Annotated in this window: 17 protein-coding genes; 3 read left to right on the forward strand and 14 right to left on the reverse strand. The window is 64.6% G+C overall.

The window, feature by feature from the left end; translation table 11 throughout:
• Positions 1-54: 54 nt before the first annotated feature.
• The 9 genes from clpB to ACTIF6_RS05660 form a co-directional block, all read right to left on the reverse strand.
• On the reverse strand, positions 55-2,673 hold the full coding sequence (clpB, locus tag ACTIF6_RS05620; RefSeq protein ID WP_439587024.1) for an ATP-dependent chaperone ClpB: 2,619 nt from the start codon (positions 2,671-2,673) through the stop codon (positions 55-57).
• Between the two features lie 61 nt (positions 2,674-2,734).
• Positions 2,735-3,496, reverse strand: coding sequence for a GNAT family N-acetyltransferase (locus tag ACTIF6_RS05625; RefSeq protein WP_439587025.1), 762 nt, complete (start codon positions 3,494-3,496; stop codon positions 2,735-2,737).
• A gap of 13 nt (positions 3,497-3,509) precedes the next feature.
• Entirely contained in the window at positions 3,510-3,983 is a 474-nt protein-coding gene (moaE, locus tag ACTIF6_RS05630; RefSeq protein ID WP_439587026.1) for a molybdopterin synthase catalytic subunit MoaE, read from the reverse strand.
• 1 nt (position 3,984) lies between these two features.
• Positions 3,985-4,236 carry a molybdopterin converting factor subunit 1 gene (moaD, locus tag ACTIF6_RS05635; protein ID WP_439587027.1) on the reverse strand — a complete coding sequence of 84 codons (252 nt, stop codon included), beginning with the start codon at positions 4,234-4,236 and terminating at the stop codon, positions 3,985-3,987.
• On the reverse strand, positions 4,233-5,528 hold the full coding sequence (locus ACTIF6_RS05640) for a molybdopterin molybdotransferase MoeA (protein WP_439587028.1): 1,296 nt from the start codon (positions 5,526-5,528) through the stop codon (positions 4,233-4,235). The genes moaD and ACTIF6_RS05640 overlap by 4 nt, the downstream gene beginning before the upstream one ends.
• Positions 5,525-6,070: a molybdopterin-guanine dinucleotide biosynthesis protein B gene (mobB, locus tag ACTIF6_RS05645; protein ID WP_439587029.1), complete on the reverse strand. Its 546-nt coding sequence runs from the start codon at positions 6,068-6,070 to the stop codon at positions 5,525-5,527. The genes ACTIF6_RS05640 and mobB overlap by 4 nt, the downstream gene beginning before the upstream one ends.
• Entirely contained in the window at positions 6,067-7,512 is a 1,446-nt protein-coding gene (thrC, locus tag ACTIF6_RS05650; RefSeq protein ID WP_439587030.1) for a threonine synthase, read from the reverse strand. The genes mobB and thrC overlap by 4 nt, the downstream gene beginning before the upstream one ends.
• Positions 7,512-8,834 (reverse strand): homoserine dehydrogenase, encoded by a 1,323-nt coding sequence (locus ACTIF6_RS05655; RefSeq protein WP_439587031.1) that lies wholly within the window; start codon positions 8,832-8,834, stop codon positions 7,512-7,514. The genes thrC and ACTIF6_RS05655 overlap by 1 nt, the downstream gene beginning before the upstream one ends.
• A gap of 27 nt (positions 8,835-8,861) precedes the next feature.
• Positions 8,862-10,088: a pyridoxal phosphate-dependent aminotransferase gene (locus ACTIF6_RS05660; RefSeq protein WP_439587032.1), complete on the reverse strand. Its 1,227-nt coding sequence runs from the start codon at positions 10,086-10,088 to the stop codon at positions 8,862-8,864.
• A gap of 138 nt (positions 10,089-10,226) precedes the next feature.
• Between ACTIF6_RS05660 and ACTIF6_RS05665 the strand changes: the two genes are divergently transcribed.
• From ACTIF6_RS05665 to ACTIF6_RS05675, 3 genes are all read left to right on the forward strand, one after another.
• Entirely contained in the window at positions 10,227-10,607 is a 381-nt protein-coding gene (locus tag ACTIF6_RS05665; protein ID WP_439587033.1) for an Mth938-like domain-containing protein, read from the forward strand.
• Between the two features lie 171 nt (positions 10,608-10,778).
• Complete coding sequence (locus ACTIF6_RS05670) at positions 10,779-11,255, forward strand: peroxiredoxin (protein WP_428289515.1); 477 nt, start codon at positions 10,779-10,781, stop codon at positions 11,253-11,255.
• A 200-nt stretch (positions 11,256-11,455) separates the two neighbouring features.
• Positions 11,456-13,201 carry a PhoH family protein gene (locus ACTIF6_RS05675; protein ID WP_439587034.1) on the forward strand — a complete coding sequence of 582 codons (1,746 nt, stop codon included), beginning with the start codon at positions 11,456-11,458 and terminating at the stop codon, positions 13,199-13,201.
• A 65-nt stretch (positions 13,202-13,266) separates the two neighbouring features.
• On the opposite strand, the gene dnaB is transcribed toward ACTIF6_RS05675, so the two are convergent.
• The 5 genes from dnaB to rpsF all read right to left on the reverse strand — a co-directional run bounded on the left by dnaB (position 13,267) and on the right by rpsF (position 16,339).
• Entirely contained in the window at positions 13,267-14,700 is a 1,434-nt protein-coding gene (gene dnaB, locus ACTIF6_RS05680; protein WP_439587035.1) for a replicative DNA helicase, read from the reverse strand.
• Between the two features lie 171 nt (positions 14,701-14,871).
• A complete protein-coding gene (rplI, locus tag ACTIF6_RS05685) occupies positions 14,872-15,324 on the reverse strand; it encodes a 50S ribosomal protein L9 (protein ID WP_439587036.1) in 453 nt (150 codons plus the stop codon).
• Between the two features lie 13 nt (positions 15,325-15,337).
• Positions 15,338-15,619, reverse strand: coding sequence for a 30S ribosomal protein S18 (gene rpsR / locus ACTIF6_RS05690; RefSeq protein ID WP_066270073.1), 282 nt, complete (start codon positions 15,617-15,619; stop codon positions 15,338-15,340).
• An 11-nt stretch (positions 15,620-15,630) separates the two neighbouring features.
• On the reverse strand, positions 15,631-15,903 hold the full coding sequence (priB, locus tag ACTIF6_RS05695) for a primosomal replication protein N (RefSeq protein ID WP_439587037.1): 273 nt from the start codon (positions 15,901-15,903) through the stop codon (positions 15,631-15,633).
• A 40-nt stretch (positions 15,904-15,943) separates the two neighbouring features.
• Positions 15,944-16,339, reverse strand: coding sequence for a 30S ribosomal protein S6 (rpsF, locus tag ACTIF6_RS05700; protein ID WP_439518630.1), 396 nt, complete (start codon positions 16,337-16,339; stop codon positions 15,944-15,946).
• Positions 16,340-16,396: the final 57 nt, after the last annotated feature.

Below are 16,396 nucleotides of genomic sequence, written 5' to 3' on the forward strand. Positions count from 1 at the left end.
CCATGGGTAGAGCCGGGCCCCCATCCGCGATGGATGGCGCCCCGGCCCGTTCGATCAGGCTTCGGACAAGGCGTTACCGAACTGGAAGACGCCAGGATCGCGCACCGGATCCACCTCCACCGGAATGACCGACTTCGGGGGGTAACGGCCTTCCAGCAGGAACTTCGAGAGCGGGTTCTCGATGCGCTGCTGGATGGCGCGCTTGAGTGGCCGCGCGCCGAACACCGGGTCAAAACCCACCTTGGCCAGCTCGGCCAGCGCGGCGGGCGACACCTGCAGGTGCAGGTCCATCTTCGCCAGGCGCGCTTCCAGCACCTTGAGCTGGATCGCGGCGATCGATTCGATGTGCTGGGCATCCAGCGCGTGGAACACCACGGTTTCGTCGATGCGGTTGAGGAACTCGGGCCGGAAGTGGTTCTTGAGTTCGTCCCACACGGCCTCCTTCACCTCCTCGTACGGCGAGCCCACCATGGCCTGGATCATGGGCGAGCCGATGTTGCTCGTCATGACGATCACGGTGTTCTTGAAGTCCACGGTGCGGCCCTGGCCGTCGGTCAGGCGGCCGTCGTCGAGCACCTGCAGCAGCACGTTGAAGACATCCGGGTGGGCTTTCTCCACCTCGTCGAGCAGCAACACGCTGTAGGGCTTGCGGCGCACGGCCTCGGTGAGGTAACCACCCTCCTCGTAGCCCACATAGCCAGGCGGCGCGCCAATGAGGCGGGCCACGGAATGCTTCTCCATGAACTCGCTCATGTCGATGCGCACGAGATGGTCTTCGCTGTCGAACAGGAAGCCGGCCAGCGCCTTGCACAGCTCGGTCTTGCCCACGCCTGTCGGGCCGAGGAACAGAAAGGAGCCGGTCGGGCGGTTCGGATCGGACAGGCCCGAGCGCGAACGGCGGATGGCGTTGGCCACAGCACTGATGGCCTCGTCCTGACCGACCACGCGCTCGTGCAGCTTGCCTTCCATCAGCAACAGCTTGTCGCGCTCTCCCTGCATGAGCTTGGACACGGGGATGCCGGTGGCGCGCGCCACGACTTCGGCGATCTCTTCCGCACCCACCTGCGTGCGCAGCAGTTGCGGGCGGCCCTTGCCATCCTTGTTCAGCGCCTTGCCCGACTCCACGGCCTGCGCGTCCTTCAGGCGCTTCTCCAACTCGGGCAGCTTGCCGTATTGCAGTTCGGCGACCTTGTTGAAGTCGCCCTTCTCGGTGAAGGTCTTGATCTGCGAACGGATGCGATCCATCTCTTCCATCACGTCCTTGGAGCCGAGGGCAGCCGCTTTTTCGGATTGCCAGATCTCGTCGTAGTCGGCGATCTCCTTCTTGAGTCGGGCAATCTCTTCCTCGATCAGGCCAAAGCGCTTCTGCGAGGCTTCGTCCTTCTCGCGGCGCACGGCTTCGCGCTCGATCTGCAACTGGATCATGCGACGGTCAAGCCGATCCATCACCTCGGGCTTGGAGTCGAGTTCGATCTTGATCTTGGACGCGGCTTCGTCGATCAGGTCGATGGCCTTGTCGGGCAGGAAGCGGTCGGTGATGTAGCGCTGGCTGAGCTCGGCTGCGGCCACGATGGCCGGATCGGTGATCTGCACGCCGTGGTGCACCTCGTACTTTTCCTGCAGGCCGCGCAGGATGGCGATGGTGGCTTCCACGCTGGGTTCGCCCACCAGGATCTTCTGGAAGCGGCGCTCCAGCGCGGCGTCTTTCTCGATGTACTTGCGGTATTCGTCGAGCGTGGTGGCACCCACGCAGTGCAGCTCGCCGCGCGCCAGTGCAGGCTTGAGCATGTTGCCCGCGTCCATCGCGCCTTCGGCCTTGCCGGCACCCACCATGGTGTGCAGCTCGTCGATGAAGACGATGGTCTGGCCTTCGTCCTTGGCCAGCTCGCTCAGCACGGTTTTCAGGCGTTCCTCGAATTCGCCGCGGAACTTGGCACCGGCCAGCAGCGCGGCCATGTCCAGGCTGAGCACGCGTTTGCCCTTGAGCGAATCGGGCACTTCGCCGGCCACGATGCGCTGGGCCAGGCCTTCGACGATGGCGGTCTTGCCCACGCCGGGTTCGCCAATCAGCACCGGGTTGTTCTTGGTGCGGCGTTGCAGCACCTGGATGGCGCGCCGAATTTCGTCGTCGCGGCCGATCACCGGGTCGAGCTTGCCCAGGCGGGCACGTTCGGTCAGATCGAGCGTGTATTTCTTGAGTGCCTCGCGCTGGCCTTCGGCCTCGGGGCTGTCCATCTTCTGGCCACCGCGCACGGCCGTGATGGCCGACTCCAGGCTCTTGCGGTTCAGGCCGTTCTCGTTGGCGATGCGGCCCAGCTCCCCCTTGCTGTCGGCCACGGCGAGCAGGAACAGTTCGCTGGCAACGAACTGGTCGCCGCGCTTGATGGCCTCCTTCTCGGTGGCCTGCAGCAGCTTGGCCAGTTCCTGGCCCACCTGCACCTGGTCTTGCCCCTGCACTTCGGGCAAACGCTTGACGGCGGCTTCGGTGGCCTTGATGAGGCCAGGCACATTCACACCAGCGCGCTGCAAGAGCGACTGCGGCCCGTCGGCCTGCCGCAGCAAGGCCAGCAGCAGGTGGGCGGGTTCGATGTACGCGTGGTCACTGCCCAGCGCCAGCGTCTGGGCTTCGCTCAGGGCTTCCTGGAACTTGGTGGTGAGTTTGTCGAGTCGCATGGGTGGGCTCTCCGGTATTCAGAATTACCGCACACATGGGTCTGGCGACCCGATTTTCAAGTCAGCGCGTGTCGGGGCGGCGCCAGTAGGCGTAGGGCCACGCGGTGGTGAAACCCAGACGGCGGTAGAGCGAGAGCGCTGGCGCGTTGCTGGCGTCGACCTGCAGGAACACGCGCTCGATGCCGCGCCCAAGGGCCTCTTCGGCCATCATGCCCATCAGTTGCCGGGCCAGGCCACGCCCTCGTTGGGCGGCATCGGTGCGCATGCCGTGCACGCCGAGCCATCCGTGGCCGAAAGAGGCCGCGCCGCAGGCCAGCGTCTGGCCCCCTTCGCGCAGGCTGGCGTAAAGCATGCCATGGGCGCGGCTGAGCGCGCGGGCCCGGCTGGCGCCGTCCACCGGGTCCAGTCCCGGTCCGAGAAACATGGCCATCCAGGCGGCATCGGGCGCTTCGGCCAGTTCACCGCCCGAAAGCCCGGTGCCGGCCAGCGCACGCAGATCCGCGACACGGGCAACCTGGGTCAGCGTGGGTTGGCGGCGCACGAAACCCCGCTTTTGCAGGGCGCGCTGAAAGCCGTGGAACGCAGGCACATCGGGCAGACGGAAGACCGGCGAAAAGCCGCGCGAGGCGTAGCGCGCCACGATCGCGTTCAATGCTGAGGGTTCCGGGCTTTCGTGCGACAGGGGCACGGCGCTGTGGGCGCGGCCCACCGTGCCTCGGTCCATGGGCAGAAGCCAGCCGGGCAAGGCCTCCACCGCCTCGGGCGCCACCGCTTGCAGCGTGGCGCGCTCCAGGGACTCCACATCGGTGGTGCTCAGCTGCATGCGCACACCATCCTCAACCATTGCGGGCTTCGATGCCCCAGCGGGCCAGGGCCGCGTCGTCGCTCACGCGGGCATCCACCCAGCGCGCGCCATCGGGCGTCTGCTCCTTCTTCCAGAACGGCGCCTGGGTCTTGAGGTAGTCCATGAGGAATTCGCAGGCCTGGAAACTCTCGCCCCGGTGCGCAGAGGTCACCGCCACCAGCACGATCTGGTCCAGCGGCTGCAGCAGACCGACACGGTGGATCACGCGGACACCGAAAAGGTCGAAGCGCTGAAGGGCTTCGTCGATCATGGCTTCGATGGATTTCTCCGTCATGCCAGGGTAGTGCTCCAGCTCCATGGTGCTCACGCTCTGACCGTCGTTGCGGTCCCTGACTGTGCCGATGAAGCTGCACACGGCGCCCACGCGCTGGTCCTGCAGGCGCAGCTTCGCGACCTCGGTGGAGAGATCGAAATCTTCGGTCTGGATGCTGACGCGCGGGCCCATCTCAGCCCCCGGTCACGGGCGGGAAGAAGCCCACCTCGGCACCCTCGGAGAGCACCGCCGACTCATCGCTCATGGTCTGGTTCAGCGCCACCCGCACCGATTTTCCCGGCGCCAGGGCTTCGGCGTACGCGCCACCGCGTGCCACCAGCTCGGCACGCAAGGCACCCAGCGTGGCGGCCTGCGTATCCACGGATTCAGCACCGGTGGACAGCGCTTCGCGCAGGGAAGCAAAGTAGCGCAGTTGGACTTTCATGCGAGCAGATCCGCAAAGGAGATGTAGGACACCAGATCACCGTGCGCAATGGTCGCGCCGGCCGGGTTATCGACCAGGCCATCGCCCCACACGGCCGAGGTGAGCACACCCGAGCTCTGGTTGGGAAACAAATCGAGCCCGCCGGCCGCATTGCGACGCACGCGCAGGAATTCGCGGCGCTTGTCGGCCCGCGCCACGGTGAAGTGCGCAGGCAGCCGCGTTGCGGTGGGCAATGCCTGCGAGACGTCGAACGGCACACCCTGCAAGCGCAGCAGGAAAGGCCGCACGAGCAGCAGAAAGGTGACGAAGCTGGAGACCGGGTTCCCGGGCAGCCCGATGAAATGGCAGGGCGTATTTGCGCCCTGCCCTGCACCGGCATCGCGCCGCACGGTGCCGTAGGCAAAAGGCTTGCCCGGCTTCATGCCGATCTGCCACAGGTCCAGGCTGCCGAGCTGCTGCACCGAGGGTTTGATGTGGTCTTCCTCGCCCACCGAAACGCCACCGCTGGTGAGAATGAGATCGTGGTGATCGGCGGCCGTCTTGAGTGCGGCCAGCGTGGCATCGCGCCGGTCGGGCACGATCCCGAGGTCGCTGACCTCGCAACCCATGCGGCTGAGCAGGGTGCGCAGGAAGAAGCGGTTGGAGTTGTAGATGGCGCCGGGTTTCATGGCCTCGGGCGGCACGTCGCCAGGCATCACGAGTTCGTCGCCCGTGGAAAACAGGGCCACGCGCGGCCGCGCCATCACCTTCAACTGCGCCCGGCCCAGGCTCGCGGCCAGGCCGAGTCCGGCGGGTGAAAGGCGCTGACCGCGCGCGAGCACCACGGCGCCGCGCGTCACGTCTTCCCCGGCCCTGCGCACCCACTGGCCTGCCTCTGGCACTGCCTGGATGTGCACGCCGTGGATGTCGCCCCCGACCTCGATGGTGTCTTCCTGCATGACCACGGCGTCTGCCCCCTCGGGCATGGGCGCGCCGGTGAAGATGCGCGCGCACGTGCCAGGCTCCAGCGCCTGGCCCGCATGGCCCGCGGCGATGCGCTGGCTCACGCGCAGCACCACGCCGGGTTCGGTGACGTTGGCCGCGCGCACGGCATAGCCGTCCATGGACGAGTTGTCGTTCGGCGGAACCTGCAAGGCCGAGACCAGTTCTTCGGCCAGCACGCGGCCATCGGCGTCGAAGGTGGCCACGGTCTCCACAGCGGCTAGTGCTTCGACGCGACCCAGCAGATCGGCCATCGCCACGTCCAGCGACAGCAGGGGTGCGCGGGCAGCAGGTTTCTGAGGGGAGTTCATGGTGGGCAGGTGTCTCGGTCGCAGCGGCGGTACTCGAACCGTTCCGCATTGTCGAGCAACCAGGCGGCCACGTCATCGGCGCGGTTCAAATCCAGCACCGGGCGAAGGGCGGCCTCGGGCAGCGCCTGCGGGCTGTCGGTGGCGATGGCCACCACGCCGGCATCGCCCGGGTAGCGCACCGGTACGCCGCTGGTCTCGCGCCACACCTCGATCTTGGGCAGGTTGCTTTCCTTGAAGCCCTCGACCAGCACCCAGTCCACATCGGGATGAAGCTCGGCCAGCAGCAGGTGCACATCGTGCTCCACACGTTCGGTGAGTTCGCGCATGATCACCACGCGCCGGGGCGAGGCGGCCAGTACCTCGAAGGCGCCGGCCTCGCGGTGGCGCCAGGTGTCCTTGCCGGGGTGGTCGATGTCGAAACGGTGGTGCGCGTGCTTGATCACGGAAACGCGCTGGCCTCGCAAGCGCAGCGCACCGATGAGCTGCTCCACCAGCGTGGTTTTGCCGGAACCGGAGAAGCCCGCGAACCCGGCGACTTTCATGCGTGAGGCGCGCAGTGCTCGGCGATGTATGCCTGCACCGCTGCGGTGTCCGCCGTCATGACCTTCACGCGTTTGGGCAGTTGCTCGATGCCTTCGAACTGCGGTGGCCGATCGGGCTGGCGCCCCAGCGCCTCGACGATGGTTTCGGCAAACTTGATCGGCAAGGCGGTCTCCAGCACGATCATGGGCGCGGCCGCGTCGCGGTGTTCCCGCGCCACCTTCACGCCGTCCGCCGTGTGGGTGTCGATCATCACGCCGTGGCGCTCAAACACATCGCGAATGGTGGCCAGACGGTCTGCGTGCGTGCTCTTGCCGCTTCTGAAACCATAGCGGCCCGCGGCCTCGGCAAAGGCCGGCTCGCCACCGATGTCGAACCGGCCGGTGCGTGAAAGACCGTCACCGAAGAGCGCCTTGACGCGCGCACCATCGCGCCCGAGCAGGTCGAACACGAAGCGCTCGAAATTGCTGGCCTTGGAAATGTCCATCGACGGGCTGGATGTTTCGTGCGTGTCGGCGCTGGCGCGCACGCGGTAGACGCCGGTTCGGAAGAACTCATCGAGCACGTCGTTCTCGTTGGTGGCCACCACCAGCTTGTCGATGGGCAGCCCCATCTGGCGCGCCACATGGCCGGCGCAGACGTTGCCGAAGTTGCCGCTGGGCACCGTGAAGCTGACCTTTTCAGTGTCTTTGGTGGTCGCCTGGAAGTAGCCGGCGAAGTAGTACACGACCTGGGCCAGCAGCCGCGCCCAGTTGATCGAGTTCACCGTGCCGATCCGGTAGACGCGCTTGAAACCCAGGTCGTTACTGACGTTCTTGACGATGTCCTGGCAGTCGTCGAACACGCCTTCGATGGCGATGTTGTGGATGTTCTCGTCCATCAGGCTGAACATCTGCGCCTGCTGGAACGGGCTCATGCGGCCATGGGGGCTGAGCATGAACACGCGCACGCCCCGCTTGCCCCGCATCGCGTATTCGGCCGCGCTGCCCGTGTCGCCGCTGGTGGCACCAAGGATGTTGAGCTCTTCACCCCGCCGACCGAGTTCGTATTCGAACAGGTTGCCCAGCAATTGCATGGCCATGTCCTTGAAGGCCAGCGTGGGGCCGTTGGACAAAGCCTCCAGGCAGAACCCGGTCTCCAGCTTCCTCAGCGGCACGATCTGCGGCGTGCCGTACACCGCTTGGGTGTAGGTCTTCTCGCACAGCGCTCGCAGGTCGGCGGCAGGGATGTCGTCGATGTAGAGCGAGAGAATCTCGAACGCCAGTGCGGCGTAGCCACCGGCTGCGCCGCCGTTGAACACCTGGCGCCAGCGCGCGAGCTTCGTGGCATCGACCTGAGGATAGTGTTCGGGCAGGTACAGCCCCCCATCGGGTGCCAGCCCTTCGAGCAGGATCTCGCAGAAGCGCTTGCGCCCCGGATCGCCTCGCGTGGACAGGTACCGCATCAGTTCAGTTCTTCCTTGCGGATGCGCACGATCGGCGCCAGCACGGTGGGCAGTTGCTGCAGTTGAGCCAATGCGTCGTCCATGGTGCCTTCGCGCGTGTTATGCGTGAGGATGATCAGGTCGGTGGAGGTACCGCCCTCGCCACTCACCTCGTCGGCCTCGCGCTGCAGCACCGCGTCGATGCTGATGCCAGCATCTGCCAGCAGGCCCGTGACCTTGGCCAGCACGCCGGCCTGATCGGCCACGCGCAAGCGCAGGTAGTAGCTCGTCACCACCTCGCGCATGGGCAGCACGCTCAGGTCGCTCATCGCATCGGGCTGGAAAGCCAGGTGCGGCACGCGGTGGTGCGGGTCGGCCGTGTGCAGGCGGGTGATGTCGACCAGGTCGGCGATGACCGCGCTGGCGGTGGGTTCGCTGCCCGCGCCTTTGCCGTAATACAACGTGGCGCCCACAGCGTCGCCATGGACCACCACGGCGTTCATGGCGCCTTCCACGTTGGCGATGAGCCGCTTGGACGGCACCAGGCTGGGATGCACACGCAATTCAATGCCCTGGGCCACGCGCTTGGTGATGCCCAGCAGCTTGATGCGATAACCCAGTTGCTCGGCGTACTTGATGTCGGTGGCCCCCAGCTGGGTGATGCCCTCCACATAGGCCTTGTCGAACTGCACCGGAATGCCGAAGGCGATCGCGCTCATCAACGTGACCTTGTGCGCGGCGTCCACCCCTTCGATGTCGAAGGTGGGATCGGCCTCGGCGTAGCCCAGTCGTTGCGCCTCCTTGAGCACGACGCCAAAGTCCAGTCCCTTGTCGCGCATCTCGGAGAGGATGAAGTTGGTCGTGCCGTTGATGATGCCGGCGATCCACTGGATGCTGTTGGCCGTCAGGCCCTCACGCAGCGCCTTGATGATGGGGATGCCCCCGGCCACGGCGGCCTCGAAGGCCACCATGACGCCCCGGGCTGAAGCAGCGTCGAAGATCTCGGTGCCGTGCACGGCCAGCAACGCCTTGTTGGCAGTCACCACGTGCTTGCCAGCGGCGATGGCCTGCATCACCAGCGACCGCGCAATGCCATAACCGCCAATGAGCTCGATGACGATGTCGATGTCCGGGTTGGCGATCACCTCGCGGGCGTCCTTCACCACCTTCACGCCAGGCCCCACGATGGACTGGGCACGCTCGGTATCGAGGTCGGCCACCATGGTGATCTCGATGCCACGACCGGCGCGGCGGCGGATTTCTTCCTGATTGCGCTGAAGCACGTTGAACGTGCCGCTGCCCACGGTGCCTATGCCCAGAAGGCCTACTTGGATCGGTTTCATGTCGGTGTTGGTTGCGGAACGGAAATGTCAGGCGGCGTGGCGTTTTCGCCAGCCTTCGAGGAAACGGGCCACGCGGCCAATGGCTTCGCGCAGGTCATCCTCGTGCGGCAGGAAAACGATGCGGAAGTGCTGGTTGTCGGGGTAGTTGAAGCCCGAGCCTTGCACCAGCATCACTCGGGTTTCCTGCAGCAGTTCCAGGAAAAGCTGCTGATCGTCCTCGACCGGGTACATCTTCGGGTCGAGTCTGGGGAACATGTACAGCGCCGCCGATGGCTTGTTGCAGCTCACGCCTGGAATGGCGGTGATGAGTTCGTAGGCCAGGTCGCGCTGGCGGCGCAGACGCCCGCCCTCGCACACCAGGTCGTTGATGCTCTGATAGCCGCCCAGCGCCGTCTGGATCGCCCACTGGCCGGGCACGTTGGCACACAGCCGCATGTTCGAGAGCATGTTCAGGCCCTCGATGTAATCCCGGGCGGGCTTCTTGTCGCCGGACACGACCAGCCAGCCAGCGCGATAGCCACATGAGCGGTAGCTCTTTGACAGTGAGTTGAAGGTCAGCGTCAGCACGTCGTCCGACAGGCTGGCGATGGCGGTGTGCTGCACACTGTCGTACAGCACCTTGTCGTACACCTCGTCGGCAAAGATCACCAGGCCGTGCTGGCGCGCGAGTTCGACGATGGCATTGAGCAATTCGGTGGAATAGAGCGCACCGGTCGGGTTGTTGGGATTGATGACCACGATGCCTTTGGTGGCCGGGGTGATCTTGCGGCGGATGTCGTCCAGGTCGGGCATCCAGCCGTCGGCCTCGTTGCACATGTAGTGCACCGGCGTGCCACCCGAAAGACTCACGGCGGCTGTCCACAACGGGTAGTCGGGCGCGGGCAGCAGGAGCTCGTCGCCGTCGTCCAGCAGCGCGTTGGTGGCCATCACGATCAGTTCGCTAGCGCCATTGCCCAGGTAGATGTCGTCCAGCGTGACGCCCTTGATGCCCTGCTTCTGCGTCTCGTGCATCACCGCCTTGCGAGCCGCGAAGATGCCCTTGCTGTCGGAGTAACCGGCCGAGTTCGGCAGGTTGCGGATCATGTCCTGCTGAATTTCCTCGGGCGCATCGAAACCGAACACCGCCAGGTTGCCGATGTTGAGCTTGATGATCTTGTGGCCCTCCTCCTCCATCTGGCGCGCCGCGTCCATGATGGGCCCACGAATGTCGTAGCAGACGTTGGCGAGCTTGGCGGATTTCTGGATGGTTTTCAAAGTCCCTCCGAAGGGGTCAGGAGTCATGAGGCGACCGCAGTCGCGGGCGGTTCCAACGGGGGTATATTCGGCCCCTCCGTCAGGGAAAACCTGCAATTTGACCACAGTTCCCAGGCCCATCAGTTCGGCTGCTGCCCCATGAAACTTCACGCCGACCAGCCAGACAGCCAGTCCATCACCGCCTATGGCCCGGGCTGGATCGCCGTGAACGGCCAGCGCCAGGAAAGCAGTCTGGTGCTCAGCGCCACCCAGCCTTTGCAAGCCTGGCATTGCGCCCGGTTTGAAGACCTCACGGCCGAGCATTTCGAGCAACTGGGCGACTTCGGCGGTGAGACGCCTGAACTGGTGGTGTTTGGCAGCGGCGCTCGATTGCGATTCGTGCGCCCGGCTTTGCTGCAAGGCCTGATGGCCCGCCGCATCGGCGTGGAAACCATGGACACGGCCGCCGCCTGCCGCACGTTCAACATCCTGGCGGGCGAAGGTCGCCGCGTGGTGGCGGCCCTTCTCATCGAAGCCTGACCTCGCCTTTGCGGTGAGCGCGACCTCATATCGGACGGGCCATACCGTTCAGGGTAAAATAGCAGATTGTTTCCTGCCGAGCCTTCCTCGCATCCAGCATGCCGGGTGTGCCGTGAAGCAGCCCGGGAAGCCAACGCATCACCACCAACTTACGTCAGGGGTCCACGCAGTATGGCAGTCGTTGTCAACAAACCCATTCCCGAATTCGAGTCCCTGGCCACCGGTGGCATCAAGGTCAGCAACCAGACCCACCTTGGTCAGACCATCGTGTTGTACTTTTATCCCAAGGACAACACGCCGGGCTGCACCACCGAAGCCATGCAATTCCGGGACAAGTACCGTGATTTCGTCAAGGCCGGTGCCCAGGTGTTCGGCGTCTCGCGCGACAACATGAAGTCGCACGACGATTTCAAGACCAAGCTTGAATTGCCCTTCGAGCTCATTGCCGACACCGAAGAGAAGATGTGCCACATGTTCGGCGTGGTCAAGAACAAGATCATGTACGGCAAGAAGGTCAAGGGCATCGAGCGCAGCACCTTCCTGATCGGCCCGGATGGCGTCCTCAAGCAGGAATGGCGTGGTCTCAAGGTGCCTGGCCACGTGGAAGAAGTTCTCAAAGCCGTCAAGGCTCTGAAGAAAGCGGCCTGAAAACGCACGCTCCCGACAGGCAGTCGTTACCTCTTGATGCATGGGGGTTGACTGTCATCGGACTCATGCATAATGAATTCATGACAACGGGAAGCCTCTGCGCTCCGCCCCCTTTCGCCAGAAAACTCCGCAGCTCCGAAAGCCGCCCGGTCACCCCGGCGGCTTTTTGTTTTCCTGCCCTTCGCTGAACCCAAGCCCTCATGCCACTGCCGCCCGCCCCCACCAAACGCGCTGCCCTCCTCGCCCCCGACGCCTACTCACTCAAAGCCGCCGAAGAGTCGCTCGATTTCACCGCAGCCGTACTGGAACAGAAACGCCCTGCATCAGCGCCTGCCGCCCAGGTCGCCCCCGCGAATGCGCCAGAGGCACGCTCGCCATCATCGCGTGGACGTGGGCGAAAGACGGCTGAACCGGTCCCCGCCGCGCGTGCAGAAGCGCCCCGCACCGCCCCTTCGGAATCGCGCCCAACCTCACCGCCGCTGCCCGACGCAACCTCCAGGGTATCGCCAGTGGCCAGCAACCGCCGGCGCAACGGTGGCAAGTCTGCCGGCAGTGGCCCTGCCCGGCTGTTCGTGCTGGACACCAACGTGCTGCTGCACGACCCCATGAGCCTGTTCCGCTTCGAGGAACACGACATTTTCCTGCCCATGATCGTGCTGGAGGAACTCGACGGCCACAAGAAAGGCATGACCGAGGTCGCCCGCAATGGTCGTCAGACCAGCCGCACCCTGGACGCCCTGGTGGCCCAGCAAGGTGGCGACATGACCAAGGGCCTCAAGCTCTCGGCCACCGGCCACCAGTCGGCGCGCGGCCTGCTCTTCTTCCAGACCGAGCCGCTGGACAACCAGTTGCCCTCCAGCCTGCCCCAGGGCAAGGCGGACAACCAGATCCTGGGCGTGGTGCATGCGCTGCGCGGACGCCATCCTGAGCGCGAAGTGATCCTGGTGTCCAAGGACATCAACATGCGGGTCAAGGCCCGGGCGCTCGGCCTGGCCGCCGAGGACTACCAGAACGACAAGACGCTGGACGACGGCGAACTGCTTTATGCCGGCGCCCTGGCGCTGCCGCAGGACTTCTGGACGCGCCAGAGCAAGACCATCGAGAGCTGGCAAAGCGGCAGCCACACCTTCTACCGCGTGAGCGGTCCGTCGGTGGGCCAGTTCTACATCAACCAGTTCGTGTATTTCGAAGCGCCAGGAGAGCCCTCGCTGTATGCGCGCGTGACCGAGATCCGCGACAAGACCGCGGTGCTCAAGACGCTCAAGGACTACACCCACCTGAAGAACGCCGTGTGGGGTGTGACCAGCCGCAACCGCGAACAGAATTTCGCGCTCAACCTGCTGATGGATCCCGAGGTGGACTTCGTCACGCTGGCCGGCACCGCCGGCACAGGCAAGACGCTGATGGCCCTGGCCAGCGGGCTCACGCAGGTGCTGGACGACCGCCGTTACACCGAGATCATCATGACCCGCGCCACCGTGAGCGTGGGCGAGGACATCGGCTTCCTGCCTGGCACCGAGGAAGAAAAGATGGGGCCCTGGATGGGCGCGCTGGACGACAACCTGGAGTTCCTCGCCAAGGGCGATGGTGGCAACGCAGGTGAATGGGGCCGCGCGGCCACCAACGAACTCATCCGCAGCCGCATCAAGGTCAAGAGCATGAACTTCATGCGCGGCCGCACCTTCATGAACAAGTACGTCATCATCGACGAGGCGCAGAACCTGACCCCCAAGCAGATGAAAACGCTGATCACCCGGGCGGGCCCGGGCACCAAGATCATCTGCATGGGCAACCTGGCGCAGATCGACACGCCGTATCTCACTGAAGGTTCTTCGGGCTTGACGTTTGCGGTCGACCGGTTCAAGGGATGGCCGCACGGCGGGCACATCACGCTCGCGCGCGGCGAACGTTCGCGGCTGGCCGATTTCGCCAGCGAGGTGCTCTGAGCCCGCGGCTCCCCTGCCCATGAAAAAGCCCGGCTCTGGCCGGGCTTTTTCATGGGCGCCGCGCATCAGTAGTCGCTGCCGCCACCCATGCCGCCACCGGCGAGGCTTTCGAAGCGGGTGAGCATGTTCAGGAAGGCCAGCTTCACCGTGCCGGTCGGCCCGTTTCGCTGCTTGCCGATGATGATCTCCGCCACGCCGGGCTCCTTGCAGGCGTCCTTGGTGTAGTACTCGTCGCGGTAGATGAACATGATGATGTCCGCATCCTGCTCGATGGCGCCGGACTCGCGCAGGTCGCTCATCATGGGGCGCTTGTCGGTACGGGTCTCCACGCTGCGGTTGAGCTGCGAGAGTGCGATCACCGGGCATTGCAGCTCCTTGGCCAGCATCTTCAAGCCGCGCGAGATCTCGCCCAGCTCCGAAGCACGGTTGTCGCCATCCCCGCCGCTGCCGCTCATGAGCTGCAGGTAGTCGACCACGATCAACCCGAGCTTGCCGCACTGGCGCGAGAGCCGCCGCGCGTTGGCGCGCAACACACTGGTGGTCAGTCCCGGCGTCTCGTCGATGTGCAGCGACACGTTGCGCAGCTTCTCGATGGCCTCGGTCAGGCGCGGCCACTCGTCGTCGGTCAGCTTGCCGTTGCGCAGATGGGACTGATTGATGCGACCGATCGAACCCACGATACGCACCGCGAGCTGCGAGGCGCCCATTTCCATGGAGAACACCGCCACCGGCAGGCCCTCGTTGAGCGCCACGTGTTCGGCAATGTTGATGGCGAATGCCGTCTTGCCCATGGACGGACGTGCGGCCAGCACCACCAGGTCGCCCGCCTGCAGGCCGGAAGTCATGCGGTCCAGGTCGATAAAACCCGTGGGCACACCGGTGATGTCGTTGGGGTTGTCGGCCATTTCCTGCACGCGGTCGAGCAGGTCGACCACGAGCGTGTCCATGCCCTGGAAACCCTCCTTCATGCGGGAGCCTTCCTCCCCGATGTTGAAGATCTTCTGCTCTGCCTCGTCCAGGATCTTGTCGACCGCCTTGCCCTGTGTGTTGAAGGCAGCGGTGGCAATCTCGTCGCTCGCTGCCACCAGTTTGCGCAAGATGGCGCGCTCCCTCACGATTTCGGCGTAACGCCGGATGTTGGCTGCGCTCGGCACGTACTGCGCCAGCGAATTCAGATAGGCCAGGCCTCCGGCCTCCTCGGCCTTGCCCAGGTTCTGCAGGTGCTCGAACACCGTGACCACATCGGCGGGCTTGCTGGCGTTGACCAGCGTGGCAATGGCCGAATAAGTCAGTCGGTGTTCGTACCGGTAGAAATCGGAATCCGTGACCAGGTCGGCCACGCGGTCCCACGCCCCGTTGTCGAGCAGCAAACCACCCAGCACACTGGACTCGGCCTCTATGGAATGAGGGGGTACCCGCAACTGGGCGATCTGGCGATCTCCGGTATCGCCGTCACCGGCGTCGAAGTCGGGAAAAGGGTTCGAAAAAACGGCGGACATGGGGGTCTCTGGGCAAAGGACGATGGTACGCCCGGGGGCACCGATCGGGGGTGGACAACCCTGTGGAAATGCGGTGGGAATCGGGTGGGGAACCCGGGACAACACGGCGCCAGCAGAAAAAAAGCCGCTGCCCGAGGGCAGCGGCTTTTTGCAAGCAAACCTGCGTCGGGATCAGGCCGTTTCGCCGAGCACCGAGACGTTGACTTCGACGTTGACGTCGGTGTGCAGGTTGACGCTGACGGTGTAGTCGCCCACGTTCTTCAGGGGACCGTTGGGCATGCGCACTTGCGACTTGGCGACCTTGAAACCTTGCTTGTTCAGCTCTTCGGCCACGTCGTGGTTGGTCACGGAACCGAAAAGACGGCCGTCCACGCCAGCCTTTTGTGTCAGCTTGAGCGTGACGGCCGCCAGCTTTTCACCCACTGCCTGGGCTTCAGCGTGCTTGGCAGCAGCGACCTTTTCGAGTTCCGCGCGACGGGCTTCGAATTCGGCAATGGCGTTCTGGGTGGCACGGCGGGCACGGCCCGAGGGGATCAGGAAGTTCCGGGCGTAGCCGTCCTTGACCTTGACCACGTCGCCCAAGGCGCCGAGATTGACAACTTTGTCGAGCAGGATGATTTGCATGTCAGGCTCTCTTTCAGACGCGATGCTGGTCGCTGTAGGGCAGCATGCCCAGGAAGCGAGCCCGCTTGATGGCGGTGTTGACCTGGCGCTGGTAGAAGGCGCGGGTGCCGGTCAGGCGCGCGGGGATGATCTTGCCGTTCTCGGCGATGAAGTCGCGCAGGACGTCGATATCCTTGTAGTCGACTTCCTCGACGTTGGCCACGGTGAAGCGGCAGAAGCGCTTGCGCTTGAAGAGCAGCGACTGGGTGTTGCGCTTGGGGCGCTTGTCTTTGTTGAAACGTTTGGGTGCAGCCATGATGGGCCTTCCTATGTTTTGCTGAAATCCTGGATGTGGAACACCACGCCTTTGCCGTTGCGCCCATTCGTCATGAAACCGTGAAACTCACAAACCGAATCAAGCCCCTGTCGGGAGAGAATTTCGGCCTGTGCTCCGAAGGCCACGGCCCTCAGTTGCAATTTCACCTGTCTCGGGGTGTCCATCTCGACGACCTGGGACTCGTGTTCGAGCACGAGGTTGACGGCCGGGATGCCTGCCGGTGTGTATCGCAGGCTCTGCACCTGCACCACCACGGCGGACAACTGGAGAAGATTCACCCGATGACGAATCCGCGCCGCGGGCTCAAGCGGCGGCCTGTTCCTGCGGTTGGTGCTGCTGCTGGCCGGAAGGCTGCTGAAGCTTGCGGGCTTCCTCACGCTCGACCGAACGCATCATGGCCGAAGGACCGGTGTCGGCCTTCTTGCGCAGCACGGTCAGGTGGCGCAGCACGGCGTCGTTGAACTTGAACGCGTGCTCGAGTTCGGCCATCACGGCCTGATCGGCCTCGATGTTGACGCACAGGTAGTGGGCCTTGGACAGCTTGTTGATCTGGTAAGCCATCTGGCGACGACCCCAGTCTTCAACACGGTGGATCTTGCCGCCGCCAGCGGTGATCATGCCCTTGTAGCGTTCCAGCATGGCCGGAACCTGTTCACTTTGATCCGGATGGATCAGCAAGACGATTTCATAGTGACGCATGGACTCTCCTTGTGAATGAAAGCTGCCCCCGCGTCGGTTGGGGTGCAGCAAGGCAAG

The sequence above is a fragment of the Hydrogenophaga sp. genome (assembly GCF_051860785.1).
Lineage (GTDB): Bacteria > Pseudomonadota > Gammaproteobacteria > Burkholderiales > Burkholderiaceae_C > Hydrogenophaga.